29 protein-coding genes are annotated in these 24,868 nt (G+C 36.7%); 10 read left to right on the plus strand and 19 right to left on the minus strand.

Annotated elements, in window-relative coordinates:
- Position 1: 1 nt before the first annotated feature.
- The 11 genes from BN1225_RS08470 to thrC all read right to left on the minus strand — a co-directional run bounded on the left by BN1225_RS08470 (position 2) and on the right by thrC (position 9,157).
- The gene (locus tag BN1225_RS08470) at positions 2-304 is read right to left on the minus strand and encodes a nitrous oxide-stimulated promoter family protein (RefSeq protein WP_041139371.1); all 303 of its coding nucleotides are present in this window, start codon (positions 302-304) and stop codon (positions 2-4) included.
- Positions 301-696, minus strand: a complete 396-nt coding sequence (locus tag BN1225_RS08475; protein ID WP_041139372.1) for a YbaN family protein — start codon at positions 694-696, stop codon at positions 301-303. The genes BN1225_RS08470 and BN1225_RS08475 overlap by 4 nt, the downstream gene beginning before the upstream one ends.
- A 162-nt stretch (positions 697-858) precedes the next feature.
- On the minus strand, positions 859-2,304 hold the full coding sequence (locus BN1225_RS08480) for a glycoside hydrolase family 1 protein (RefSeq protein WP_041139373.1): 1,446 nt from the start codon (positions 2,302-2,304) through the stop codon (positions 859-861).
- Between the two features lie 32 nt (positions 2,305-2,336).
- On the minus strand, positions 2,337-3,230 hold the full coding sequence (locus BN1225_RS08485; RefSeq protein ID WP_041139374.1) for an alpha/beta hydrolase: 894 nt from the start codon (positions 3,228-3,230) through the stop codon (positions 2,337-2,339).
- Positions 3,220-4,425, minus strand: coding sequence for a hypothetical protein (locus BN1225_RS08490; protein WP_041139375.1), 1,206 nt, complete (start codon positions 4,423-4,425; stop codon positions 3,220-3,222). The genes BN1225_RS08485 and BN1225_RS08490 overlap by 11 nt, the downstream gene beginning before the upstream one ends.
- Before the next feature lie 33 nt (positions 4,426-4,458).
- Entirely contained in the window at positions 4,459-5,208 is a 750-nt protein-coding gene (locus BN1225_RS08495; RefSeq protein WP_041139376.1) for an alpha/beta hydrolase family protein, read from the minus strand.
- A gap of 2 nt (positions 5,209-5,210) precedes the next feature.
- Positions 5,211-5,471 (minus strand): hypothetical protein, encoded by a 261-nt coding sequence (locus BN1225_RS08500; RefSeq protein ID WP_041139377.1) that lies wholly within the window; start codon positions 5,469-5,471, stop codon positions 5,211-5,213.
- A 46-nt stretch (positions 5,472-5,517) separates the two neighbouring features.
- A complete protein-coding gene (locus BN1225_RS08505; RefSeq protein ID WP_041139378.1) occupies positions 5,518-6,228 on the minus strand; it encodes a tRNA threonylcarbamoyladenosine dehydratase in 711 nt (236 codons plus the stop codon).
- A 46-nt stretch (positions 6,229-6,274) separates the two neighbouring features.
- A complete protein-coding gene (locus BN1225_RS08510) occupies positions 6,275-6,691 on the minus strand; it encodes a hypothetical protein (RefSeq protein WP_041139379.1) in 417 nt (138 codons plus the stop codon).
- A gap of 72 nt (positions 6,692-6,763) precedes the next feature.
- Positions 6,764-7,657: a homoserine kinase gene (gene thrB / locus BN1225_RS08515; protein ID WP_041139380.1), complete on the minus strand. Its 894-nt coding sequence runs from the start codon at positions 7,655-7,657 to the stop codon at positions 6,764-6,766.
- Positions 7,658-7,666: 9 nt separating this feature from the next.
- Positions 7,667-9,157, minus strand: a complete 1,491-nt coding sequence (gene thrC / locus BN1225_RS08520) for a threonine synthase (RefSeq protein ID WP_041139381.1) — start codon at positions 9,155-9,157, stop codon at positions 7,667-7,669.
- Positions 9,158-9,627: 470 nt separating this feature from the next.
- On the opposite strand from thrC, the gene BN1225_RS08525 reads away from it, so the two are divergent.
- The 3 genes from BN1225_RS08525 to BN1225_RS08535 are packed head-to-tail and all read left to right on the plus strand — an operon-like array spanning position 9,628 to position 13,073.
- Positions 9,628-10,782, plus strand: coding sequence for a homoserine dehydrogenase (locus BN1225_RS08525; RefSeq protein WP_041139382.1), 1,155 nt, complete (start codon positions 9,628-9,630; stop codon positions 10,780-10,782).
- 3 nt (positions 10,783-10,785) lie between these two features.
- Positions 10,786-12,024 carry an aspartate kinase gene (locus tag BN1225_RS08530; protein ID WP_041139383.1) on the plus strand — a complete coding sequence of 413 codons (1,239 nt, stop codon included), beginning with the start codon at positions 10,786-10,788 and terminating at the stop codon, positions 12,022-12,024.
- 14 nt (positions 12,025-12,038) lie between these two features.
- Entirely contained in the window at positions 12,039-13,073 is a 1,035-nt protein-coding gene (locus tag BN1225_RS08535) for an aspartate-semialdehyde dehydrogenase (RefSeq protein ID WP_041139384.1), read from the plus strand.
- 120 nt (positions 13,074-13,193) lie between these two features.
- Here the strand turns inward: BN1225_RS08535 and BN1225_RS08540 are convergent, their stop codons facing one another.
- The 6 genes from BN1225_RS08540 to BN1225_RS08565 form a co-directional block, all read right to left on the minus strand.
- On the minus strand, positions 13,194-13,385 hold the full coding sequence (locus tag BN1225_RS08540; protein WP_041139385.1) for a hypothetical protein: 192 nt from the start codon (positions 13,383-13,385) through the stop codon (positions 13,194-13,196).
- 71 nt (positions 13,386-13,456) lie between these two features.
- Positions 13,457-13,876: a DUF3788 domain-containing protein gene (locus BN1225_RS08545; protein ID WP_041139386.1), complete on the minus strand. Its 420-nt coding sequence runs from the start codon at positions 13,874-13,876 to the stop codon at positions 13,457-13,459.
- A complete protein-coding gene (locus BN1225_RS08550) occupies positions 13,860-14,744 on the minus strand; it encodes an AraC family transcriptional regulator (RefSeq protein ID WP_041139387.1) in 885 nt (294 codons plus the stop codon). Before BN1225_RS08550 ends, BN1225_RS08545 begins: the two co-directional genes overlap by 17 nt.
- A 61-nt stretch (positions 14,745-14,805) precedes the next feature.
- A complete protein-coding gene (locus BN1225_RS08555) occupies positions 14,806-15,681 on the minus strand; it encodes an AraC family transcriptional regulator (RefSeq protein ID WP_041139388.1) in 876 nt (291 codons plus the stop codon).
- Between the two features lie 59 nt (positions 15,682-15,740).
- Positions 15,741-16,760: a helix-turn-helix transcriptional regulator gene (locus tag BN1225_RS08560; protein ID WP_082029320.1), complete on the minus strand. Its 1,020-nt coding sequence runs from the start codon at positions 16,758-16,760 to the stop codon at positions 15,741-15,743.
- Positions 16,761-17,405 (minus strand): hypothetical protein, encoded by a 645-nt coding sequence (locus tag BN1225_RS08565; protein WP_041139390.1) that lies wholly within the window; start codon positions 17,403-17,405, stop codon positions 16,761-16,763.
- 148 nt (positions 17,406-17,553) lie between these two features.
- On the opposite strand from BN1225_RS08565, the gene asnB reads away from it, so the two are divergent.
- The 7 genes from asnB (at position 17,554) to BN1225_RS08600 (ending at position 23,674) form a co-directional block, all read left to right on the plus strand.
- Entirely contained in the window at positions 17,554-19,371 is a 1,818-nt protein-coding gene (gene asnB / locus BN1225_RS08570) for an asparagine synthase (glutamine-hydrolyzing) (RefSeq protein WP_041139391.1), read from the plus strand.
- A gap of 106 nt (positions 19,372-19,477) precedes the next feature.
- The gene (locus BN1225_RS08575) at positions 19,478-20,092 is read left to right on the plus strand and encodes a TetR/AcrR family transcriptional regulator (RefSeq protein ID WP_041139392.1); all 615 of its coding nucleotides are present in this window, start codon (positions 19,478-19,480) and stop codon (positions 20,090-20,092) included.
- Positions 20,089-20,598 carry a flavodoxin family protein gene (locus tag BN1225_RS08580; RefSeq protein ID WP_041139393.1) on the plus strand — a complete coding sequence of 170 codons (510 nt, stop codon included), beginning with the start codon at positions 20,089-20,091 and terminating at the stop codon, positions 20,596-20,598. The genes BN1225_RS08575 and BN1225_RS08580 overlap by 4 nt, the downstream gene beginning before the upstream one ends.
- Positions 20,595-21,239 carry a hypothetical protein gene (locus tag BN1225_RS08585; RefSeq protein WP_041139394.1) on the plus strand — a complete coding sequence of 215 codons (645 nt, stop codon included), beginning with the start codon at positions 20,595-20,597 and terminating at the stop codon, positions 21,237-21,239. Before BN1225_RS08580 ends, BN1225_RS08585 begins: the two co-directional genes overlap by 4 nt.
- A gap of 141 nt (positions 21,240-21,380) precedes the next feature.
- Complete coding sequence (locus tag BN1225_RS08590; protein WP_041139395.1) at positions 21,381-22,100, plus strand: ABC transporter ATP-binding protein; 720 nt, start codon at positions 21,381-21,383, stop codon at positions 22,098-22,100.
- Positions 22,097-22,834, plus strand: a complete 738-nt coding sequence (locus BN1225_RS08595) for an ABC transporter permease (protein WP_041139396.1) — start codon at positions 22,097-22,099, stop codon at positions 22,832-22,834. The genes BN1225_RS08590 and BN1225_RS08595 overlap by 4 nt, the downstream gene beginning before the upstream one ends.
- Before the next feature lie 12 nt (positions 22,835-22,846).
- Positions 22,847-23,674, plus strand: coding sequence for a MerR family transcriptional regulator (locus tag BN1225_RS08600; RefSeq protein WP_041139397.1), 828 nt, complete (start codon positions 22,847-22,849; stop codon positions 23,672-23,674).
- Between the two features lie 12 nt (positions 23,675-23,686).
- On the opposite strand, the gene BN1225_RS08605 is transcribed toward BN1225_RS08600, so the two are convergent.
- Both BN1225_RS08605 and rpmG read right to left on the minus strand, forming a co-directional pair.
- Positions 23,687-24,298 carry an MBL fold metallo-hydrolase gene (locus BN1225_RS08605; RefSeq protein WP_041139398.1) on the minus strand — a complete coding sequence of 204 codons (612 nt, stop codon included), beginning with the start codon at positions 24,296-24,298 and terminating at the stop codon, positions 23,687-23,689.
- 322 nt (positions 24,299-24,620) lie between these two features.
- The gene (gene rpmG, locus BN1225_RS08610) at positions 24,621-24,770 is read right to left on the minus strand and encodes a 50S ribosomal protein L33 (protein WP_041139399.1); all 150 of its coding nucleotides are present in this window, start codon (positions 24,768-24,770) and stop codon (positions 24,621-24,623) included.
- Between the last annotated feature and the right edge of the window lie 98 nt (positions 24,771-24,868).

A 24,868-nucleotide genomic window follows, 5' to 3' on the forward strand; every position in this document is an offset into this window, starting at 1 on the left:
ATTAACCTCCTAATTTCTGATAATAAAAATGTTTTAAGACAAGCATCGGGCGCTTAAATAACATTCGTGGTCCGCTGTAGCGCATAACTTGACGAATCAACCCCCTTCTTTTTTCATCATAGCAATGAATCTCACACTGACTGCAAAAACTTTTCGTTGCCATTTTGGGACAACGATCGATTTTTCGCATAGCATATTCCAACAAATCCTGATGTTCAAGCGAATTAACATGCTTCGCATAATAAAGATCGATCATTGTTTTAACTAATTCTTTTTCTTTTTTTCTTTTCACTTCCAGGTTCATGAGTCTCCCTCCATCTGCGGTGATATTGTTCTGATTCTAAAAAAGAAATAATAATACTTGAAAATGATTAAAAAAACAATAACGATTTGTCCATAAATAACCGGACAGATAAAGATCGCAAGGATCATCATTGCCGAAGCTGGCAAGAGGATCGTCAATTTCGTTTTTAAAGTCATCGCTTTTGTTGTAACAAACTCATGAATATGATTTTGATAAAGTTTCGTATGAATCAGCCACCGATGAAACTTTTCAGATCCCTTTGCAAAGAAAAAAGAAGCAAGTAATAAAAACGGAGTAGTAGGCAAAATAGGTAAAATAACCCCGATGCTTCCAATCACTAAAAATAAAATACCTAATCCCAAACATACGATACGTAATAATCTCTGATTCATTGTTCCTCCTATTTGTTATAATCATCTAACATTTTCAACATTTTTTTAAAGGACAGCTGTCCTTTCTTGTTAGTTCGATCTAACTCTTTAATGATTATAGCATACCTTTTCTTTATAAAGCAAGAAAAAAAGAGAAACCTTTTCAGATTTCTCTTTTGTGTATTATAATTCTTCTCCGTTTGTTTCAATAACGTTCTTATACCAATAGTAAGAATCTTTTTTATAACGATCCATGCTTGCACCCTCTTCTTCTTCACGGTCAACATAGATGAAGCCATAACGTTTTTGATAACCGTTCAGCCAGCTTAACAGGTCCGTAAACGACCAAGTGCAATATGCCAGAACTTCACAGCCATCATCACAGGCTTTCTTTAATTCTTCGATATGTGCTTTTAAATAAGCAATACGATAATCATCATGAATCTTACCGTCTTCTAATTTATCAAAAGCCCCTAGTCCATTTTCAGAAATAACGATTGGCAAATCATATCGACTTGTAATGGTACGACAGCACATTCTTAATCCCATTGGATCGATAGTCCAATCCCAATCTGTTGTTGGCAAATATGGATTTTTAACGTTTTTAAATAAGCCCGGTATACCGCTCTCTTTTGCGGTTCCTTTTTTTCCGGTGTTGTTCATTTGTGTTGAAAGACCTACGCCGTCAATTGGATTATATTCTATAACCGCAGTTTGATAATAGTTAACTCCCATGAAATCGAAATGAGCCGCCGCTTCTTTTAAGATGGCTTCATCGCCCTCCTCCATCACAGGTGCACAGTCGATGCTTTTTAGGAAAGCCATGGCTGCTTTTGGATAGCGACCATAGGCATAAACATCCATCCACCAATAAACTTGCAAATCATCATAATCTGCTTTTGCCATTGCATTTTCCGGACGGCAGTCTAATGCGTAGCTAGGTCCAAAAGCATAGCTTGCACCGATCATGCCATGATGTCCCATCTCATGGAACTTTAAAACCGTTTTTGCGTGTGCCATATTGGCATGATGATTCACTTGGAAGAACATTTTCATATCCTGAGTTTTCCCCGGTGGATGCATGGCAGTTAACCATCCTAAACTGGTAAACACATTTTGTTCATTCATCGTAATCCAATATTTAACACGATCTCCAAATCTTTCAAATAAAGTAGTCGCATAGTTGACATAATCATCTACAACCTGACGGTTTTCCCAACCATCATATTCATCAACTAACGCCTGCGGTAAATCCCAATGATAAATGGTCACCATGGGTTCAATTTCATATTTGATACATTCATCAATCAAATCATTGTAGAATTGAATCCCCGCTTCATTTACTGCTCCTTTTCCATTAGGATAGATACGTGCCCATGCAATCGAGAAACGATAGGCTTTCAGCCCCATTTCCGCCATTAATTTGACATCTTCTTTATAACGATGGTAATGATCTACAGCAACATCTCCGGTTGTCGCTTTAAATGTTTTTCCGGGAATACGAACAAATTTATCCCAGTTAGTCACCCCTTTACCATCTTCATTCCATGCTCCTTCTACCTGATAAGCAGCCGATGCACTTCCCCATAAGAAATTTTTGGGGAATCCTTTACTTTTACTAAAATACATAGTTTACCTCCTTTTTTTATCATCAAAGAATATTAATCAAGATACTCTTTAATAAACGCATCTAAAACATCTAAATAATCGTTTCCATCGGTATTATCCAACAAAAACAAACTTTCTTCATCCTTTAATACAAACAGTTCCTTCTTGCAGCGAGCTGCATTATAAAGCGGAAAGACTTGTTTTAACGGAACGAAACAATCTTTTTTGGTATGTATAAACATTGTCGGAATCTGATTTTGTTTCACTAATTCCACAGTGTCTAACTGATTGATATCGATACCGTACTTTCTTTTAATGATATAGCGCATCAAAATAACAAACGGGAAATGAAATATATAATAATCTCGCTGCATTCGATAGCTCACAATATCTCTTACATTAGCATAAGCCCCATCGGAAATAATCGCTTTAATCTGATCAAACTCCTGTAGTTTGCCGGAAGCATTGAGGATGATATTCGCCCCCATTTCCTTGCCGAACAGGAGTATATTTCCATCAAAATGCTGGTCTAAATAACGAAGCCAATCAATCAGATCATCTTGATCCTTTCCGCCCAAGCGATAAATCTCTCCGTCACTGCCGCCATGACCGTATACATCGACCAATAAAAAATTACAATTTAATTTGGTCTTAAAGAAATCAACATAACTGATCATATCCATGGCATCTAATCCATAAGGATGCAATATCAGCATGGTATTTGGAGCTTGCAGATTAAAATAGTACCCATTCAAGGTTTCACCGTCACGATTCTTGATCTGAATCAGGTTCGCTTCATCCAGATCGGTAAAACGTTTATTGGGACGATCTTGTCGTTTCATCAGTACATCACTCATCGCTTTAGAAGCATGGTAAATCGCATAGCCGGAAGCTAAAGCTAATGCTCCTAATGATGTCGCAATGGCTACTTTTTTATTAACCGCCATAAATATCCTCCTTAAAGTTTTCCATCAGCAATCGATTGATGTTCATGATTTGTTCAAGTGAACCCAGACGATATTCCGGTTTATTCATCAGATCAGCATAATACTTTAATGCACTGATCAGTTCCTTCCGAACATCAACATACAGACATTCCGGCACTTCTTCCAAGGGGAAACAACGGAAAATGAAAGAGTTATGATCTTTTTTAAACAAACGGATTAAAATCTCATAGCCTCCCGTTTTCAGCATATAGTTTCCTAATGCAATCTGCATATCATGATTATCGATGGTTAAAATATCATTCACGATATGTTCAAAAATAATCTCTCTTGTTTCTTCCTGCAACTTCTTATCCTCTTTATAAAAACTATATAAATAAGAATACGCTAAATTGCCGTCCTTGGCATCTTCTTTAATCAGTTTAAAGCGAACACTCAACGTGCTAAACAAGGCATCTACAATATATTTATTGCACTCAATATCATCAAGCACACTGATCATGCAGAACGTAAAACGATCATATTCAAACAGACGTACCGTCAATTCTTCAATTTCATCACGTGCCTTTAAAAAAATCATCTCAATATGAGGCAGACACAATTCAAATATTTTTCTGAAATAATAGAGATGGAGATAGTATTCCTGATCCATATAATTCACATTAATACCGGACCAGAAATGTTCATATAATATTTCATCACAAATCATATTTACGGATTGAATAAAGCGTTTGTATTCATAGTTCTCAATCAGATTTTCTAAATATGGCAGATAGATTTCATAAAACAGATCCATCGTTTTTTGCGATGTTCCCTGATGATACTCCAAATAGTTCAAAATATTAACAATATCTTGATTGGTAATATCTAATGAACGATCACTTTGCGCAATATACCCTTTAAGCTTATCACAATCTAATTTCGTCTCCTGTCCGATATAGCGTTCCAAGACTTCCAGCGCTTCAATCGTTAAAGCAATCTGTTCATACTCATGCAGATTTTCCGCAAAATTGACAGAAATCTGTTCACCTAGTTTAATTTCAAAGAAAATATTGATCTGCTGAAGCTGAGCATCTCGCATATAATAGTGAAATTTATAAATATTTTTTGTCTTTTGATAACTGCTGTGATATTTATATTTCGATTGATAGGTGGATTTATGTGTCTCAATATAGTCACGGATCAGTTTTCTATTCATTGGCTATCCCCTCTTTTTATATGATATTCCATCTTACTCTGTGAAAAATCTCACGGTATTTTCCAATACTGCCGAAATCTCCTGATAAACTTCATAATTATGTGAACCGTCTGGGATCTCCACAAATTCTACGTCAGCACGCTGATACTGATTCAAATATGCTTTTGAGCTTTCAAACGGCACAGTTTCATCTTTCGTTCCATGAATGATCATCAATGGATTTTCATAATCTTCCAAATGCAAAAGCAAATCAAGATTCAAAATCTCCTCCACAAATCGATGAGACAAACGTAATCCCTTACAGTCATAGACCCCTTCTTCAATCTCATTGACTTCACCGGATTGTTTCATATAACCGATTAAAGCCGGCATACAAAACGCAGGTGCCCATAAACAGCATTTTTTAATCAGGTCAGGAAACAAAGCCGCAATATTTCCGGCAATGGCTCCGCCCATACTGTGTCCTAATAAATAAATCTCACTGACATCTTCCAATTTTTTTACTTCTTCTAAAATATGAATCACTTGTTTGCACTCTGCCATATACGTCATTTCTTCAAAATCAAGGTCACTTTCCCCGCTTCCTAAGAAATCAAAACGAATGCTGCCGATCCCTTGTTTTTCTAATAAACGTGCTAAACGGACAAAAGCAAAACGCGGTCCGTTGCGGTTAGCCGTAAAACCATGCAGCATTACGACCAAAGGATATTTTTTCTGATTGGGACGATTCAGCATTCCACGGAGAACGCCCTCTTCTGTTTGTACTTCGCAATAAACTTCCATGACTATTCCCCCCTTAATTCTGACTCATGAATGGTTAAAAAACGCGGATAAAAATCTTCTTTAATATAGTTAAGCAAAAGGTCACGTATGCATTCTGTCGAATAATCGCCGCCGATCATGACCGAAGTATCCATGATATCTTTTGTAAGTAATTTAAGTTCTAACAAAGATAATGATTTACCGTCCACACGCATCGTATCACTCACGATCTTGAGACAGCGATCGAAATCTTCTTCACTTGGTATAGCTGTTACATGTTCCATTTTTTTCCCCCTTCTTCGCTACTATTATAAACAATCCCTACTTTAATTAAAATGAATTTAATAATTCTTTTGTCACCACGCTGGCAATCAACAGCCCGGCACTGCTGGGAACAAATGGTGAACTTCCCGGTGTCACCTTGCCATTTTCACCGACTTCTTTGATCACCGGGGTTAATGGTGGTTCTTTTGAATAGACAACCTGACAGTGAGTGACCCCTCTTTTTTTCAATTCACGCCGCATTACCCTTGCCAAAGGATCAATATCGGTGTCGTAAATATCACAGACGGTTAAATGCTGCGGATCGGTTTTATTGCCTGTCCCCATTGATGAAATAATAGGGATTCCCTTTTCCTGACAGGTCATGATCAAAGCAATTTTAGCGGATACTGTATCGATTGCATCTACCACATAATCTGCCCCTTCATAAATGGCTTCAAGTGCTTTATCTTTCAAATAAAATTCTTTATAAATATCTACTTTAATGTTGGGATTAATGGATAGAATACGTTCTTTCATCACATCCACTTTCGCTTTTCCAATCGTTTCATGTGTCGCAATAATCTGACGATTCAGATTAGACAAAGAGACCTCATCATGATCGACTAAAATCAAATGTCCGACCCCTATTCTTGCCAGTCCTTCACAGACAAATCCGCCTACTCCGCCGATTCCAAAAATGCAGACGGTTTTATTTTGTAAATGCTGATCGTAATCTTCACCATAAAGCATGGCACTTCTTATATTTTGACTATTCATTTCTTAACTCCGTTTTAATTTAATTTCATCGAACATCCCTTCGTTTTTAACTCTCCTCTTGTGATGCCAATGCCTTTTGTAAATCTTTGAAATACTGTTCCTGAATCTTTTTTAAGTTCATCCCCAAATGGGAAATAAGTTCCATTATCTTATTTTTAAAGGTAATCTGTTCTAAAAATATGACTTTTGTTTCATTTTCACTAATCTTGATTAGCTTTCCGCTCCATTTTCCCTGAAAGTTTTTATTCGACATTTTAAAAGCGTAAAACTGACAATCAACTTTATCGGTAATCTCAAACTCTGTTGAAAACCCATCTTTAGTATGTTCAATAAAATGAGTCTCATCAATGATCTCAATATGCGAAAGATCACTGCGCCATGCACTGTCGAGATTATTTGTAATGATTGCCCATATCTTTTCAACGTTATATGGAAGTGTCGCTTTCATTTCGGATTGCCTCATTGTCATCCCTCTTTTCTTTTCTATTATACCAAAATTATCCTTTATAAAAAACAAAAATAAGCACTTTCATGCTTATTCGTAATCAGCGGTATACCCTCTCATATCTAATTCTAGTTTTCTAACTTCCCAACCTTCTATCAAGGTGCCTAAACGCTCTTTGATGCGTACTACTCCCATCTTATCTTCAGCACGAATCACCGCCATGATGGTTGGTCCTGCACCACTTAGATAAGCACCTAAAACATCATTATCATTTTTTAATTCCGCCATGATATCAAAATAATTTTCAATCAAATGCCCTCGATATGGCTGATGCAAATGATCTTTAAAACCGGTTTTTAGCCCCTCATCAAAGCCATTGATTAATGACGCTACCAATAATGCCAAATGAGAAACATTTTTTATGGCATCTTTACGTGAAATTTCTGTTGGCAGAATACTTCTTGATTTTTCCGTAGATAAAGTAAAGGGCGGTATCAAAGCCACAAAACGGTAATCATGCTTAATCGGAATACTTAAGGTTACGACCTCTTCTTCCTCCATCACCGAAACCGTCATTCCACCGTAAATTGCCGGGGCAACATTATCGGGATGTCCTTCAATCATTGTTGCTAAATTAAGGATTTCTTTTCTTTCTTCACAGCGATCCATGAAAGCATAGGCACCGACGATGCCGGCGACGATACAGGTTGAACTGCTCCCCAACCCTCTTGTATAAGGAACATCCCCCTGACAATCGATACGAACCCCAGTATATTCTAAGCCACAGCGTTTTGCCGCCATTCTAAATGCCTGATAGGTCATATTATCTTCATTGCAGAATTGTTCAGGACAGCCAGTTATATCAATCCCTTCTTCAATCAGTTCAAAAATAAACTCATTATAAATGGTTAACGCTAATCCGGAAACATCAAACCCCGGTCCTAAATTGGCACTGGTTGCCGGCACTCTCACTCTTACTTTCATAATAGCCTCCTATTTTTGCGTCATCTTCTCTTTAACAAAATCGATGATAGTTTCTTTCTTAATCACTTCTTTAAAACGAATCTCTCGCTGATCTAAATCAATTAACGGAGCCGGAATCTCAATATGCGTAAGATCATGCAGCTTTTTAATAGCTTCATATTCATCTGCTTTGTTTTGACTTAAAGCTTCATACACCGCTTCCGGGAATTTATATGGAGATGCGGTAGCAAGTAAGATAACAGGAAGGGAATCTTGTGATTCCTCACGATATTTTTTAATCACATGATAACCGGTCGCTGTATGGGTATCTAATAAATATCCGGTCTGTTCATACATGTCTTTGATCGCCAAAAGCACTTCTGTTTCACTGGCATATCCCGCAGCAAAATATTGTTTGATCTGATCAAAAACAGCAGGGTCTACTTCATAAATTCCATCTTCTTTTAGCCTGGTCATATACTGATTGACTTGATCCCCATTATGATCACTTAAAAACCACACTAAACGTTCAAGATTGCTGGAAATCAAGATATCCATTGCCGGAGCATTCGTTTTATAAAATTCACGGTTGGCATCGTAGCGCCCGGTGGTGAAAAAGTCCGTTAAAATATTATTTTTATTGGAAGAACAAATGAATTTATGAACCGGAAGTCCCATTTTCTTTGCGATAAAACCGGCTAAAGCATTCCCGAAATTTCCGCTTGGAATGCAAAAATCAACTTCGTCATACAATTGGATCTCTTTTCTTTTCACTAAACTTAAATACGTATAGAAATAATAAACAATCTGCGGAAGCAATCTGCCGATATTAATCGAATTGGCTGATGATAAGAAAATCTGATGTGCTTTGCTTACTGCTTTTATGGAAGCATCATTAAACGCTTGTTTTACTGCTGTCTGAGCATCATCAAAGTTTCCATCAATACCAATGACCTCCACATTCTTCCCCTCTTGAGTGATCATCTGCTGTTTTTGAATCGCCGATACACCGTCACTTGGATAAAAAACTTTGATGCTTGTCCCTTCAACATCTTTGAATCCTTCTAAAGCTGCTTTCCCGGTATCTCCGGAAGTTGCCGCTAAAATCATAACATCACGTGCCTCTTTTTTTACTTTCAAAGAAAGCGTCATTAAATGCGGCAGCAGTGTCAACGCCATATCTTTAAACGCCGCGGTTGGTCCTTGAAATAGTTCTGCCACAAAAATATCCCCAGCTTTTTTAACCGGTACTACTTCTTTAGGAAACAAACTTCCCCCATAGGCTGATTTACAAGCCTCTTCGATTAATAAATGTCCGTCTTTAGGTACAAACCCCTTCAAAATAGTTGAAGCAAGCTGATGATACTCTAAATCCATCAGTTCTTTTAAAGAAAGCTGCGGCAAATCAAAATCAGGTACTAACAACCCTCCGTCACTTGCTATTCCTTGTAATATAGCGGTATAAAAATCAATCGGTTCCTGTTTATTTCTTGTACTTACATAAGTTAATGCCTTGCTCATTGTATCCCCCACTCTCATATTTATAAATCATTCTAATTTAATCCCCTGACAAAGTCAAATAGAACTTAAAAAAAGAAAAGAATATTTTTCATATATTAGAAACTATTAAAATAAAATTTATGATTTATAAAAAAAGCGGAGTTGCTTATTAATAATATTAGAATAAAAGATACATGAAAACACTCTCATTGTCCGTTTTTTCGTACAACCCATATATTTATGAAAACAAAAAGATTTTTTGTCTAAAATTAGGATAAAATAAAGTTGACAGTTATTTGGTTTAGTGGTATTATTTGAACAATTATAGAAGGAAAGGAGTCAATCATATGTATAAAATGATGACCATGTGCATTTCAAACTAAAAATTTGTTAATCACCATGGCAAAATGATGTACATTTTTGACACTTACTTCTAAAAGGAGATGCTTCATTTGCTGAAGCATTTTTTTATTATCTAAGGAGGGAAATAGATGATCATAGGCGTGATTGGTCTGGGGACTGTAGGTTACGGTGTCGTAGACATTCTATGTAATGAAAAAAAGCGACTTTCCAACTATCTCAACCAAGAGGTAGTCGTAAAGTACGGATGTGCAATGGAAGAAAGAGATTTACCGGACGGAGTTTTATTTACTCGTGATTATAAAGATGTCTTAAATGACCCGGAAGTGGATGTTGTCGTCGAATTGATTGGCGGCACAACGATTGCCAAAGCAATTATTATGGAAGCCATCGAAAAAGGAAAACATGTCGTAACGGCAAATAAAGCATTGATTGCCCATGATGGCAAAGAAATCTTATTGGCTGCCAATAAACACAATGTCCATGTCTTCTACGAAGCTGCGGTTGGCGGAGGAATTCCGGTTGTAACACCGCAATACGAATCCCTTGTTGCCAACAACATTCGAGAGATTACCGGTATCTTAAATGGAACGACCAACTTTATCTTATCTTTAATGGAAACGGATAACTTGGATTTTGAAGAGGCCTTAACGATTGCTGACGGTCTGGGGTATTTAGAAGCCGACCCTAGTTTAGACATTGATGGGATTGATGCCGCACACAAGATCGCTATATTGGCAAACAATGCGTTTGATGGCTTTGTCGACTTTGAACGTTTAAAACCACAAGGAATTCGCAATGTAACTAAGTTAGATATGGATTACGCTAAAAAAATGGGATACCGCATCAAACTGATTGCCCGTGCAAAAAAAGAAGACGATAAATATTTTGTTGATGTTTCCCCTACTTTAGTTAGTAAAAATGATATGGTCGCCAATGTCATGGGAGCATACAATGTAGTAGAATTCAATTGTGACTATGTAGAGAATGTATTATTTTATGGAAAAGGTGCCGGACGTTATGTGACTGCATCTGCTGTCGTTGGCGATATCATTAAAGTCAGTCAATCTTATAATTGGCAATATAGTAATAAAACTATTGAAAACATTTACCCTATCACAAAAAGCAAATATTATCTTCGTTTAGACCATGCCGTCGATATCGACTATGAATATTATTACAGTGAAAAAAATGTACATATTTACATCACTAAAGAAATCGAAATCGAACAATTGCTTTCACTGCTTAAAAACGAAACATATTCATCATTCAAAGTGAGGGGTTAAAAAATGAATATCATTGTCCAAAAGTATGGAGGTACATCAACACGTTCATCTGAATCACGTGAGCGTATGTACAAGAATATCATCCGTGATGTAAAAGCCGGTCATAAAGTCGTAGCGGTCGTATCGGCGATGGGACGATTTGACGATCCCTACGCAACCGATACCTTGCTTTCCATCGTAAACAAGGAACATTTAGACTGCGAAGAACTCGATCGTTTAACTAGCTTGGGAGAAACTATCGCGACTTTAGTTATAAAAGCTGAATTGGAGAAAAACGGTATCGCCACTGCCACCATCAGCAATCAGGAACTCGGTATCCTGACAGATCGTGATTATCAAAATGCCAGTATTATCGAAGTAGATGGGGAAATAATCTTAGAAAAGTTAAAAGAGGTTGATGTCGTGATTTGTCCTGGTTTCCAAGGAAGAAATGAAGAAGGAAAAATTACCACGCTCGGTCGCGGCGGAAGTGATTTATCAGCGGTCGCGGTCGGAATCGCCGTTGAAGCCAGTGAAGTTGAAATCTATTCAGATGTCAACGGAATCTATACGGCAGATCCACGTATCGTACCGGATGCCTTGAAACTAAATTATATCAGTTATGCCGAAATGTTAGAATTAGCCTGCAACGGTGCAAAGGTGCTGAATCATCGCTGTGTTCAACTAGCTGCCAGCCACAACATTCGCATCCATGCTCGTTCATCATTTGAACAATATAAAGGAACTTATGTGATAGGAGATGAAGAAATCATGAAGAAAAGCCTTAATAAACTTACTATTTCCGGAATTACCGGTTCTCAAAACGAAGCGCGTGTCACTTTAGTCGGCGTTGACGGAACAAACAATTCATCTGCTAAGTTCTTTCAAAGGGTGGCGGAAGAAGGCGTTAACGTTAATGTATTTAACCAAGCATTAGTCGGCGGCGGAAAAATGGATATCTCGCTTATTATCAGAGATGAGGATTTACCAAAAGTCATCGATATCTGCAACGAACTAAAACAACCGTTAAAAGCACAGCGTACCATCGTTCGCGGAAATATCGGAAAAGTATCAGTCATTGGAATCGGGATTAAAAACAACCAGGGAATGTTCCATAAAGTCTATGATACTTTGATTAAAAACGAGATACCGGTAGAGATGACTTCATGTTCAGAGATCAATATTTCATGCTTTATTGATCGTGATGATGTCAACCGCGCACAAGTGGTACTGCATGAAGCATTTTTAGGAAATGAAAACTAAGGGGGAAATATAAAATGAAGAAATATAAAGTGGCGATTGTCGGAGCAACAGGAGCTGTTGGTCGTGAAATGTTAAGATGTGTCATCCAATATCACTTTCCTTTTGAAAGTATTAAGCTTTTAGCTTCTGCTCGTTCAGCTGGCAAAACCATCGAACAAGACGGACTAAGCTTTGTCGTAGAAGAATTAACAGAAAACAGTTTTGAAGGTATCGATGTTGCATTCTGGTCAGCAGGCGGAAGTATTTCTGAAAAATTTGTACCATATGCCATAAAAGCCGGATGTGTCAATATCGATAATACCAGCCATTTCCGTATGGACCCAAATGTTCCATTAGTTGTACCTGAATGCAACAGTGAAGATTTGAAATGGCATAAAGGGATCATTGCCAATCCAAACTGTTCAACCATTCAAATGGTCAGTGCCTTAAAACGTTTAGACGAAGAGTTTGATATTGAAAGAATCATCGTGTCTACTTATCAGGCAGTATCCGGTGCCGGGGTTGCGGGAATGCGCGAATTAAATGATCAAACAAGAGCCATCATCAACAACGAACCCGTTGTAGCGGACACATTGCCATGTGCCAGTGATAAAAAGCATTATCAAATTGCTTATAACTGTATTCCACAGATTGACAAATTTGATTTAGCCAATGCTTTTTCTAAAGAAGAGATGAAAATGGTCAATGAAACAAAGAAAATTTATCATAAAGATATCAAGGTCAATGCCACATGTGTACGTGTTCCTGTACTGCGTGGTCATAGCGAAAGCGTTTATATCGAAACGAAAAAACCAATCGATATAGACAAAGCCTTTGATTTGCTTGCCCACTCTACCGGTGTTGAACTCGTAGATGATATTGCCAACCAAATTTACCCAATGGCAATCGATCATATCGGTTCTGAAAAAGTCTATGTCGGTCGTGTCAGAAAAGATTTAGACAATGACCATGCATTAAGCATGTGGGTCGTTGCCGATCAGCTGATGAAAGGGGCGGCTTACAACTCTGTCGACATCGGTCTGAAAATGATCGAAATGGGACTTCTGTAATTTAAACAAAAAAACGAACTTCAAGGTTTGGATAACCAAATCATGATGGTTCGTTTTTATTTATACATTTTTCATAAGCTATGTTCATCACCAAAACAGAAATACCTCTGCAAGATACTTCTATTTCAATAATTCTTTAATCACATAATATCCTTGCAAGGTTTCCTCATTCCCGTTCAAATGACGTACATGTGTGTAGCTGCCGCCACACTGATGACATTTAAAAAAGAACGTTTTCATTCCTGATTTGATATCTTCCTGATGACCATGTTCTGATTTTATTTCATAGCCACATTGACACTTTAACTTCATCCTTATCACCTATCTATAGCATATCATAGATTAAAAGTCGAAAAAGGAAAGTTGCTAAAGTTATAATGGATTTATTTTGCTCTCACCAAAATACACTTTTTTAAATCTTCAAGTTGATTTGAATCTTCAATACTCAGCATCAGCCATCTTTGATGCATCATTTCTTTTGTTTCAGCATAAATCATCTGAAAAGAAGCAGATAAGCTAGGAAGCATTTTTTCAAAAGCCTCCTTTTCTTTTCTTCCGATTACGATTAATACCTTGAAGTATCCAACACACGGATAAACGGTACAAATATTTTTAGATGACTTCTTGAATTTGAGATTCCACCCTTTTGCCATTGAACAACGACTATAATGGAACTGCGGCAAACAATGAAACGTTTTATCAAAATAGTCACAAAGTTCTTGAAACAACGGATTGTTAATATAAGTCGCTGTCTCTTCTAAATTCGGTGTTGAAGCCGCATCCAATTTATCCCAATGATCCATTTGCATCCTCCTTTATTTTTGCCCACAGTTCAATGAAACAATTCGTTGTATAAGGGTTAAAATATTTTTGAATCAAAATCGGATCCGTTTCAATCCCCTTTTCTTTTAACCACGTATCATAAAGATACTGACTGGCTTTATATAAATAAACATTTACTAACTGCTCAAAATCTTCTGCTTCATAACTGCATACGATATATTCTCCTTTGGGAATACGTTGCTCCTCACCGGTAAGCTGACCATCCGCCTCAAAGCCAACAAAATAATCAAAATACGCCGGATCGGAAGTCAAAGTTAAGACATCAATTCCCACTGACTGCGGATTATTTTGCTGATCCGTCTCCCATAACTCAAAAAGCGTATTAATCTTCGGTTCTCCCAACTCTTGAATTGAGGCTTTCTTTCTTTTTCCAATAAGCTTGATTTCTTGTTCAACTCGGTCTTTACGAATTGTGAGTACCATATCCTCTACAATCAAAGGAACATTTTCTTCAATCATTGTATAATTCAAGAATAGATCGGGTTTTAAGAAATGATCTAAATGCAGATTGCTTTTACGATATTCATTAGGCGTTACTTTGTAAACTGCTTTAAATGCTTTTGTAAAATGACCATGATCTAAAAAGCCATGATCCAATGCGACTTTTAAAATAGTATCCTGACTTTTTTTTAATTGATCCGCCGCTTTTGCTAAGCGTCTTAGTTTCAAATATTCGCCAACGCGCTTATGCACCAAACGATAAAATAATCGCTGATAATAATAGGGAGACAAATGGGCAATCTTTGCCAAATCCTCCACACTTAAAACTTGATCATCATGATCTTCAATATACTCAATACTCTTTTGAATGGCTTCCCATGCATACATATTTTTACCTCCTGCCTTTCTATTCGTATTCTAGCATATTGCATTTCTTCATCCTTGCATCTTAGTGCCTTTTGATTGGAATCCAGATTTCAATTTGACTTTCTTTGTTTTCATCTTCTATTTCTCCATAACGAATAAAATCAAATCGCAGTGCATCATTTAATTCATAATCCGTCTTTAAAAACCATTCTTTGTAAATGGATTCAATCCATGGCTGAACACTTTCCTCCTTTTTTCCTCTTAAATAAAAGACAGCATAATCGCTTGCAGGTAAAACCTTACTGACCATGCCTTTAGGAATCGTCTCAAAACCGTCCACTTCCGCCATCGCATAATAGTCAAAAGTTAAATGATCTTTACCCATTTTACAACGGCTGTAATCATTGATGCCGATTAAAAACTCATGATTCGTACGATTCGCAATCCACTGTTTATGACGATGCATCTTTCGCCAAGTTTTTCCTATCATAAAAAAGCACAGTAAAGTACTGCATGAATACCCGATACATATCCTTTCTCTGTTTTCAATTATCTGAATATGACTGAATCGTTGGAATTTTGACTTTTGATCGATCTTTTCAATATCATAAGAAAGCAGCAGCGGATAGTACTTTTGCTCTCGCCGATAAATATCCGGTGTTTTCTTATATCCTTTCTTAAACGCTAAATGAAAAGCCTGCTGAGACGAATACCCCGCCGCTAAAGCAATTTCAACGATTTCTTTTTCCCCATGAACCAATTCATAAGCGGCTTTGCTCAATCTTCTTTTTTGTATGTAGAGATGAATGGGCATCCCCAGCAGTTCTGACAGCATGCGATGCAAATGATATTTTGAATAACCGACGTACTGAGCTAAACTATCCAGACTTAAATTTTCATCTAAATGATCTTCAATATATTGAAGAATGATTGCGATTTTTTCTTTATTTGTCTTCATTCTCTCACCTCAGCTTCATTATAATGAAATTGAGAACTGTCCTCTTCACATTTCTTGCTTTAATGATAATGATCTAAAGATTCCCTTAATCGCTGAATCACTTTTGTTTTAAGACTGGAAGGTTCTAAAATAGTAATACGGCTGCCTAGCATCATGATCCAGCCAATCAAACCATCACTCAATGTTACTTCTTTTACTTCCCCTACATAATTTCCCGATACGTCCGGCTTCACAATCAGCTGATCGCCAAACTGATCGACGATGCTGCGGAAAATTTCTTTGTCAAACAGAAATTTCAGATCGATGACTTCGTTTGAGAAAAACATGTTGATTGCCTGACGTTCTAATTGTTTCATATCCCACATCTCGCGAATATCTGTGAATTTCAATTTTGTCGTTCTTACCAAATCCATTCGATCGATACGATAAATTGACAATTGTTCTTTGCGAACATCGTTATAAGCTAATAAATAGTAATGCCCGGAATGCATCATCACTTCATAAGGAGAAACAAAATACGTATGCCCACTGCTGTCTTTTTCATAGTTGCCATTTTCACTTTTAACAGCGAGCACCTTTCCATCTTGATTAATTGTATAGCGAACATATTCAAAAATAATCGTCTTTTGTTCATGGATGGCCTGTAAGATCACATTCATTTTGATAAACAAGGGCTTACTTTGAGAACGCATTTCTTCAATATGTAAGCGATCGATCTGTGATTTAGGTGAAAGGGCCGTTATCTTTTCAAACAAGGCTTCCCCTTCCTGTTTCGACAACGCTCCGCTTGAATAGAGCGTATCATAAATGAAACGCAGCTGAGCATCTGCCAGAATTCCTTTTTCAATAAAATAACCTCGTTTTCTTTTTACCTGAATATAGGAAGAAATGTTGAACACTTCTTCCATAAATCCATTAATTTTGTTGATATCTGCATAAATCGTTTTAATATCACAATGACTATCATACTTGGCAGCTAATTCCTCTTGAATCTGACTTGCCATCGTATATGGTTCGTTTGATTTTAAAAGTATTTTGAGTACATACCAAACACGGCGATCCATTCTCTTTACCTCCATTTAAGCATAACGCTGCTGGTAATGAACAAAGTCACTTGGCTTCCATAACTGCTGCCAAGTCTTTTTACGTTTATAACGAAGAAGATCTTCCTGATAATCCAGCAAAATTCCCGTAAATTCATTTTCATTAACCAGACTTAAAGCTTGTTTATATTGTCCTTCAATTAAATAAATTTCGCAAGCAAAATATCGATTTGCTTCATTATTTTGCTCAATATAACGTTGACCTTGTTTTATAATGGTATCTAACGAATACTGTTGGAAAGGAATCAGGTGACGAATCACACAATATTCATCCGATGTAAAATAATGATCAATATGGGATAAAATCACTTTCAGCAGATTCTTTTTATATTGATTAAAAGGAGGATAACGTGTTCCTAACAAAAGATCCATATAAACTACAAACTTTTCTAATTCAATATAATGATCTGCTTGATCTGCACAGCGCTTTAACTTTCTAAAGAAAAATTCACAAGCTTGAACATCATCTTGAATATTCATCTGCAGCTGCTCCATAGACTCCGACACATAAAACAATGTCTTTACCCTTTCATTTTGACACGTCATAATAAAGGTATTTAAAAATGCATATAACTGCTGGAAATCAACCATTCTGCTTGTTTTATAATCTAATCGTTTCATAAGTATCGCTCCTTTTCTTTACACCTCTATTGTATAAGAAGTAAAGAAATAAAAGCGGCTCTTCATCCTATTAAACTCCAAATAAACGGATTTGAAATAATTGTCATATTTATTGATTTGTACAATATAGTTTATAGAGGTGAAAAAAATGTGTGGAATTGTTGGAATATCTAGTTTTACAAAAGATTTGCAGGTGAATACAGAGACAATTAAAAAAATGTGTCAAGTATTAAGCCATCGCGGACCGGATGATGCAGGGATCGAAATCTATGAAAATGCATTGCTCGGTCACCGTCGTCTTTCTATTATTGATTTACACAGTGGGCATCAGCCACTAAAATATACGTATCATGATCAAGAGTATTGTATTGTCTATAACGGTGAACTTTATAATATGAAAGAGTTAAAGGAAGATCTGATTGATAAAGGGTATCAATTTGCTACTTCCAGTGATACAGAGGTCGCGCTAGTCTCTTATATTGAATATGGTCCTGAATGTGTCAAACGTTTTGAAGGAATCTTTAGTTTTGTTATTTATAGTGATGATCAATTATTTGGTTGTCGCGATCAATTAGGCGTTAAACCGCTTTATTTTAGCTATGATGAAGACGAACTGGTTTTTGCTTCGGAAATAAAAGCGATATTGATTTATAAAAACAAAGCTGTTGTAGATCGCAATGGTGTCTTAGAATTACTCGGTTTAGGACCATCGTTAAGTCCCGGTAAAACTGTTTATAAAGGGATAGAATCTTTGCGTCCCGGACATTATTTTATTTTTAAAAATAATCATTTAATGATCAAACGCTATTTCAAGCTGAAATCAACGAAACACACAGATGATTATGATACAACAAAACAAAAAGTAAGAAAATTATTGATTCATTCCATTACTCAGCAGCTATTGAGTGATGTCGAGATTTCTTCAATGCTTTCCGGAGGGGTCGATTCAAGTATTATCAGTGCTATCGCCGCAAGCTATCTTCCCAGCCTTGCCACGTATTCGATAACGTATGAAGATCAAAGCAAGTATTTTAAAGCTTATGATTATCAAACCAGTCAAGACGATGATTTTATTAAATTAGTCAGTGACCGCTATCATACCGTTCATTTTAATGTGATATTGACTCAGAAGGAATTAGTTAAACATTTAAAAACCTCATTGATTGCCCGCGATATGCCGGGGATGGCCGATATTGACAGCAGTTTCTTTTGTTTCTCACGTCATATCGGTTCCAACCACAAAGTGGTTTTATCAGGGGAATGTGCAGACGAAATATTCGGCGGATATCCTTGGTTCTATAAAGAAGAATTATATAACAAAGAAAATTTCCCATGGCTCTTAGATCAGGACAAACGCATCGAACTGTTCCATGAAGACATCAAAAAACTGCCATTTAAAGAATATATCCAGCAAGCTTATGACAACACGGTCGGTGAGATTGATGAGATTAACGAAGATGAAGAAGATAAACGTAAGCGACGCATGATTTATTTATGTGTGGAATGGTTTATGCAAACTCTATTGACCCGAAGTGATTCACAGACAATGCAGGCCTCTATCGAATGTCGTGTTCCTTTTGCCAATGCGAAACTGATTGAATATGTCTACAACGTACCTTGGCGCTATCTATACGTTGAGGGCAAAGAAAAAGCCTTACTGCGGGATGCCTTTAAAAACGAGCTGCCTAAAGAAATCTTAGAGCGTAAGAAAAACCCCTATCCTAAAACCCACTCTCCGGTATATACCGAACTTGTCTGTCAGCTTTTAAAAGAAAGTTTGGAAGACCAAGACAGTATTCTCTATAAACTGTTTGACAAAGACAAATTAAATGATTTAATTGAAACAAAAGGGGCTTCTTTTTCTTACCCATGGTTTGGTCAATTAATGATGGGACCACAGCTCATCGCCTATCTTTATCAGATTCATTTATGGGGAAAAATCTATCATATTGAATTAGAATTATAAACAAAAGCAGATGGCTTATACACTAAGTCATCTTATTTTATCGCTATCTTTACGCTGTAAAGATTACGTGTTATAATCTTATCAGCGATAAGATTGGAGGAAACCTATGGAAAACAAACCCTATCACCATGGTGATTTACGTCGCCTGTTGATTGAAACAGGACTGGAAATCATCAGCAAGGAAGGTGAAGAAAAGCTATCTTTACGAAAAGCAGCTGCACAATGTCATGTCAGTAATGCCGCTCCTTATGCTCATTTTGGTAATAAAGACGAATTTATCGGTGCCATTCAACAGCATGTTATGGAAAGATTTAAACAGACGTTAGAAGAAACAGCTCGGCAGTATCAAAATTCACCGGAATTATTGCTGAAACTGGGATATGCTTATGTTCTATTTTTTTACCAACATCCTTTCTATTATGATTTCTTATTTTCCAGAAAGAACATCAAAATATCTTTATCTTTAGAAACGATGAATAAAAACGAGAATCCGCCCCTCGAGATATTAAAGAAAGCAGCGGTCCAAACATTCAAAAAAACCGGTATGTCAGATGAAAGCATTCAAGATACATTGATTGCCATGTGGGCATTAGTTCACGGACTATCGGCAATGATGACCATGCCAAACGTCGAATTTGACTATGATTTAGAATCGAAGATTGAAGCGATTATGAAAGCCATTGCTCTCTCATCCGCGGTATTAAAGAAGGATCCATCATGAATGTCATCATACACGATCTTGAAACTGAACAGTTTCAAATGCTGTTCCCCCATCTAAATCAAGATACCCAGATCATCTATGATAATGGTAAAATCAAACATTGCATCGGTTGTTTTGGCTGTTGGATCAAAACTCCGGGGACGTGTGTAATAAAAGATGGTTACGAGCATATCGGAGCTATTTTAGCCAAAGCGAATGATGTCACTATTATCAGTCAGTGTCTTTATGGCGGCTATAGCCCTTTCATCAAAAATATCTTTGACCGCAGTATTTCTTACGTACTCCCCTTTTTTAAAACGGTGAAAGGTGAAACCCATCATCAGCCACGTTACCCCAATCAATATCGATTATTTGTCTATTTTTACGGGGACAACATCCTCTCTCAGGAAAAGTTAACAGCTCAAAAACTGGTTGAAGCCAACAGCAATAATTTCAATGTTTCTCAATACACCGTATCATTTTATAATTCAATAAATGATTTGTCGAAAGAGGTGACGCTATCATGAAAATCAGTATCATCAACGGCAGTCCCAAATCAGGCAAAAGCACTTCTGCACTCTTGATCGATTATCTGATCCCTATGCTTTTGGGAAATGAAATCCATATCCATCATCTAAATATGGAAACAGGGGATCATTGTCAGCTTTCTGCAATGACAGACAGTGATGTTCTTCTATTCGTTTTTCCTTTATATGTGGATGCACTTCCTTCCCATTTGTTAAGACTGCTGATGGCATTAGAAAAACAAAATTTTCAAAAGAAGAAACCCATCGTTTATTGTATTGTTAATAACGGTTTTTATGAGGGAAAACAGAATGACTTAGCCATCGAACAAATAAAAATCTGGTGTCATCGAACGCATTTAACTTGGGGACAGGCAATAGGGATAGGAGCCGGTGAAATGCTTCCTTATATAGCTTCTGTTCCTTTAGGACATGGACCTAATAAAAATCTCGGACATGCCCTCACCCTCCTGACACAAAATATTAAAGCTGGAAAAGGCGGAGAAGATCTTTTCATTTCTCCTCATTATCCTAAATGGCTTTGGAAGATGAATGCCTCTATGTTTTTCTGGTATCCTCGTGCCAAAGCAAATGGTTTAAAAAGAAAAGCACTGTATCAGCAAGCAGATTATACGACTTTATAATACAAAAGATACTTAAAAAGATAGATCATCTGAGCTATCTTTTTTCATTATGTTTAATCCATGCTTCTTTTCAAAATAAACACTTGACTCTCCCCTAAAAGGAGACTTTATGATGATATCACAAACGAAAGGAGAATCATCATGATCATGACAAAAGTAAATGAAATCACCAAGAAATATGGGAATAAAACCGTATTGGACCACGTATCTTTCAGTGTCAAAAAAGGGGAATGTCTTGGTATTTTAGGACATAATGGTGCCGGTAAAACAACACTGATTGAAACGATGCTGGGACTTAAGAAAGCAGATGAGGGTCAAGTGATTATTTTTGATCACAACATGGCGAAAAGAAAACAACAATTATTTGAAAAAGTCGGCGTACAGCTGCAGCATTCTGCCTATCAGGCGAAAATCAAAGTGCATGAGCTTTGCCAGGAACGGGCCGTCCTTTACCAAACCGACATCGACGAAGATCGGTTATTAACTGACTTTGGTCTTTTGGATAAGAAAAATCAAATGGTTGAAAGCCTATCCGGCGGAGAAAAACAGAAGCTTTCGATTTTGCTTGCCATCATGCATGAACCGGAACTTATTTTCTTAGATGAATTAACAACCGGATTGGATGTAGTAGCAAGAAGAGAAATTTGGAAATACTTATTACAGTTAAAAAAGAATAACAAGAGTTTGATTCTTACATCTCACTATATGGATGAAGTGGAAACATTGTGTGACCGTATTCTTTTATTGAAAGATGGAAAAGAACTGATTAGTGGGACTGTTCAAGAAGTCATTGAAAACAGTCCTTATGATAATTTGGAAAAAGCATTTTTATGGTATATGGGTGAGGAGGTTTTACTATGAAAAAATATTTAACTTATTTAAAAATAGAGGCAATTTTAGCTCTTCGCAGTATTGATTTGGTTTTTTTCGGGGTCATCATGCCAATCGGAATTGCCGTTTTAATTGCCGCTATTGGTGGGAATAAGATGACTGCTGAGGGCTATACTTATCTTCAGGGAACATTCGGATCCTTGATTACAGTCGGAATCTGTGCCACTGCTCTAATGGGAATCCCACTGTGTCTATCCGACTATCGTGATAAGAAAATTCTAAAGCACTTTTTTGTAACGCCTGTACGTCCGAGTATGATATTATTAGTACAAGCTGTGATTAACGCCTTGATTTCCATTTTCTCTGCAAGTGCCATCTATATCATTCTTAAACTAGGTTGGGGCTATGACATTAGCGGAAGTGTCGGCATGTTGATTTTGTCTTTTATGGTGACAATGTTCGCACTTTATGGTTTGGGGATGCTGATTGCCAGTGTATGCCGTACAACTAAATCCGTTAACTTAGCATGTACGCTCTTTTATTTTCCAATGTTATTTTTGTCTGGTGCTACGGTTCCTTTTGAAATGTTTCCAAAGTGGCTGCAATCGATTGCTAACGTTTTACCGTTGACCCAAGGTATTAAACTGATCAAAGGTTATTCCTTATCACCAAACCCTAAAAATATAGTGATGCCATTTATTATTTTACTTTCTATCGCGCTCATCAGCATTATTTTATCGATCAAAACATTCAAATGGGAATAGGAGGACAAAGTGATGTATCGTATTGGAGAATTCTCTAAGATGAGTAAGGTCTCGATTAAAACCTTACGCTATTATGATGAAATGGATTTATTAAAACCGGAATATATTGATCCTGAAAGCAGCTACCGCTTTTATACGACTCAGCAGCTTATTGAGATTCACAGCCTTCAAGCCTATCGTCAGATCGGACTGTCCATCAATGAAATAAAACTAATTTTATTAGGGCAAAATGAAGAAAATATTTTAGAAAAGCATAAGTTGGAGATGCAAAAAGAAAAAGAACGGCTGTCAGAAAAGATTGCTCGTATCGATTTTCTGTGTTCACAGCAGCTTGATGAACATCTTCTGCAATACAAAGCAATCATTAAAGAAATTCCAGAATTAATCGTCTATTCTAAAAAGATGCATTTAAACAGTTATCAGGATTACTTTCAAGTGATTCCGCCATTAGGTGCCGAAGTGACCCGTTTAAATCCGGATATCCAATGTACATTCCCGCCATATTGTTTCATTAGCTATTTAGATGGTGAATACAAAGAGTATGATCGTTACGTAGAATTTTGTGAAGCCGTAGATCGTTTTGGCATTGCTCCAAAAGGAGTTGTCTTTAAAAAGCTGCCGCCAATGAGTGTCGTTTCTGTTTTACATCGAGGCAGTTACAAAGATATTGGCCTTGCTTATGCCTATGGTGCACAGTGGATCGATAAGAACGGTTATCTTTTAGCCGGAAATCCCCGTGAGAATGTGATTGATGGCATTTGGAATAAGGAACATGAAGACGATTGGCTGACAGAAGTACAAATCCCTGTTATAAAAGAAAAAAACAGTAAGAGCGAATAGCATCTTACTGTTTTATTTTAAATAAGGATTCTGCTGCTGTTCATTTTTAATACTTGTTTCTTCACCATGTCCCGGAAAGACTCTGGCATCTTCCTGAAACGCTTTTAGCTTCTTCATTGATAAAACAGTGTCATGATGACTGGATAACGGAAAATCAAACCGCCCAATAGAGCCGTTAAATAAAACATCTCCACTAAAAATAATCTTCTGATCGATAAACTCAATCATACTTGATCCCGGAGTATGTCCCGGCAAGTGATGCCATTTCACTTTAAATGACCCGATTTGCATCGTTTCCTCACTTTCCCAAACCGGAGACCGAATTATCAAAGGATTTCCCATCATTGTTGACAGATTATATTTAGGCTCTTTTAAATACACATGATCTTCATGATGCAGATAAATCGGACAAGAATACGCCTGATATAAGGCATCTGCAGCCCCGATATGATCGCAATGTCCATGCGTCAATAAAATTGCCAGAACCTCCAACTCATTTTCATTAATAAAATTTTTGATTTTTTTTGCTTGATCTCCCGGATCAATAATGATCGATTGATTATTTTCATACACTACATAACAATTCGTTTGAAACGGACTGACCACTAGTCTTTTTATTTTCATCTCATCCCTCTTTTCTTTCTTAGCTTATTATAGCATATCTTCATTCTTTATATCATTTATAAATGATATAAAGAAAAGCGAGGGCATTGCTGATATGGATCACATACATTAAACCAATCATGTACCTCCGCTTTTATCAACATGGACCAACGATAAAACAATTCCAATTACAATATTAAAAAGAATGTAAGCTATAAAAAAGTGCCTTAATTTTTTTGCCTATCCCCTACTTTTTGAATCCTTCCTAACATTGATTGTCTCCTTAAACCATAGGATCTATAAAAGAAAAAGAGTGCCAATGACACTCTCTATATTCTTTAAACTATTTTTTCTCTTTATGAGTCGTTTTTTTATTACATCTTGAACAGTATTTTTTAACTTCCATACGATCCGGGTGATTTCTTTTGTTTTTTGTACCGATATAGTTTTCTTCTCCACATTCTGTACATTTATAAATAATGTTATCTCTCATTCTCACACCTCCATACCCAAACTAATTTCGTATTACATAATAACACAATTATTTGTGAATTACCATACTTTTTTTAACAAACCATCATTTTAATCAGG

The sequence above is a fragment of the Beduini massiliensis genome (assembly GCF_000829905.1).
GTDB classification, from domain to species: domain Bacteria; phylum Bacillota_I; class Bacilli_A; order Erysipelotrichales; family Coprobacillaceae; genus Beduini; species Beduini massiliensis.

Bases quoted from the DNA above. Each gene is read 5' to 3' on its own strand.
- BN1225_RS08525 (WP_041139382.1), top strand. From the start codon at position 9,628: ATGATCATAGGCGTGATTGGTCTGGGGACTGTAGGTTACGGTGTCGTA.
- BN1225_RS08510 (WP_041139379.1), bottom strand. From the start codon at position 6,691: ATGAGGCAATCCGAAATGAAAGCGACACTTCCATATAACGTTGAAAAG.
- BN1225_RS08550 (WP_041139387.1), bottom strand. From the start codon at position 14,744: ATGTATGCATGGGAAGCCATTCAAAAGAGTATTGAGTATATTGAAGAT.
- BN1225_RS08605 (WP_041139398.1), bottom strand. From the start codon at position 24,298: ATGAAAATAAAAAGACTAGTGGTCAGTCCGTTTCAAACGAATTGTTAT.
- BN1225_RS08480 (WP_041139373.1), bottom strand. From the start codon at position 2,304: ATGTATTTTAGTAAAAGTAAAGGATTCCCCAAAAATTTCTTATGGGGA.
- thrB (WP_041139380.1), bottom strand. From the start codon at position 7,657: ATGAAAGTAAGAGTGAGAGTGCCGGCAACCAGTGCCAATTTAGGACCG.
- BN1225_RS08505 (WP_041139378.1), bottom strand. From the start codon at position 6,228: ATGAATAGTCAAAATATAAGAAGTGCCATGCTTTATGGTGAAGATTAC.
- BN1225_RS08500 (WP_041139377.1), bottom strand. From the start codon at position 5,471: ATGGAACATGTAACAGCTATACCAAGTGAAGAAGATTTCGATCGCTGT.
- BN1225_RS08540 (WP_041139385.1), bottom strand. From the start codon at position 13,385: ATGAAGTTAAAGTGTCAATGTGGCTATGAAATAAAATCAGAACATGGT.
- BN1225_RS08530 (WP_041139383.1), top strand. From the start codon at position 10,786: ATGAATATCATTGTCCAAAAGTATGGAGGTACATCAACACGTTCATCT.
- BN1225_RS08595 (WP_041139396.1), top strand. From the start codon at position 22,097: ATGAAAAAATATTTAACTTATTTAAAAATAGAGGCAATTTTAGCTCTT.
- BN1225_RS08560 (WP_082029320.1), bottom strand. From the start codon at position 16,760: ATGGAGGTAAAGAGAATGGATCGCCGTGTTTGGTATGTACTCAAAATA.
- BN1225_RS08575 (WP_041139392.1), top strand. From the start codon at position 19,478: ATGGAAAACAAACCCTATCACCATGGTGATTTACGTCGCCTGTTGATT.
- rpmG (WP_041139399.1), bottom strand. From the start codon at position 24,770: ATGAGAGATAACATTATTTATAAATGTACAGAATGTGGAGAAGAAAAC.
- BN1225_RS08490 (WP_041139375.1), bottom strand. From the start codon at position 4,425: ATGAATAGAAAACTGATCCGTGACTATATTGAGACACATAAATCCACC.
- asnB (WP_041139391.1), top strand. From the start codon at position 17,554: ATGTGTGGAATTGTTGGAATATCTAGTTTTACAAAAGATTTGCAGGTG.
- BN1225_RS08535 (WP_041139384.1), top strand. From the start codon at position 12,039: ATGAAGAAATATAAAGTGGCGATTGTCGGAGCAACAGGAGCTGTTGGT.
- BN1225_RS08600 (WP_041139397.1), top strand. From the start codon at position 22,847: ATGTATCGTATTGGAGAATTCTCTAAGATGAGTAAGGTCTCGATTAAA.
- BN1225_RS08485 (WP_041139374.1), bottom strand. From the start codon at position 3,230: ATGGCGGTTAATAAAAAAGTAGCCATTGCGACATCATTAGGAGCATTA.
- BN1225_RS08580 (WP_041139393.1), top strand. From the start codon at position 20,089: ATGAATGTCATCATACACGATCTTGAAACTGAACAGTTTCAAATGCTG.
- BN1225_RS08495 (WP_041139376.1), bottom strand. From the start codon at position 5,208: ATGGAAGTTTATTGCGAAGTACAAACAGAAGAGGGCGTTCTCCGTGGA.
- BN1225_RS08475 (WP_041139372.1), bottom strand. From the start codon at position 696: ATGAATCAGAGATTATTACGTATCGTATGTTTGGGATTAGGTATTTTA.
- thrC (WP_041139381.1), bottom strand. From the start codon at position 9,157: ATGAGCAAGGCATTAACTTATGTAAGTACAAGAAATAAACAGGAACCG.
- BN1225_RS08545 (WP_041139386.1), bottom strand. From the start codon at position 13,876: ATGGATCATTGGGATAAATTGGATGCGGCTTCAACACCGAATTTAGAA.
- BN1225_RS08565 (WP_041139390.1), bottom strand. From the start codon at position 17,405: ATGAAACGATTAGATTATAAAACAAGCAGAATGGTTGATTTCCAGCAG.
- BN1225_RS08590 (WP_041139395.1), top strand. From the start codon at position 21,381: ATGATCATGACAAAAGTAAATGAAATCACCAAGAAATATGGGAATAAA.
- BN1225_RS08555 (WP_041139388.1), bottom strand. From the start codon at position 15,681: ATGAAGACAAATAAAGAAAAAATCGCAATCATTCTTCAATATATTGAA.
- BN1225_RS08585 (WP_041139394.1), top strand. From the start codon at position 20,595: ATGAAAATCAGTATCATCAACGGCAGTCCCAAATCAGGCAAAAGCACT.
- BN1225_RS08470 (WP_041139371.1), bottom strand. From the start codon at position 304: ATGAACCTGGAAGTGAAAAGAAAAAAAGAAAAAGAATTAGTTAAAACA.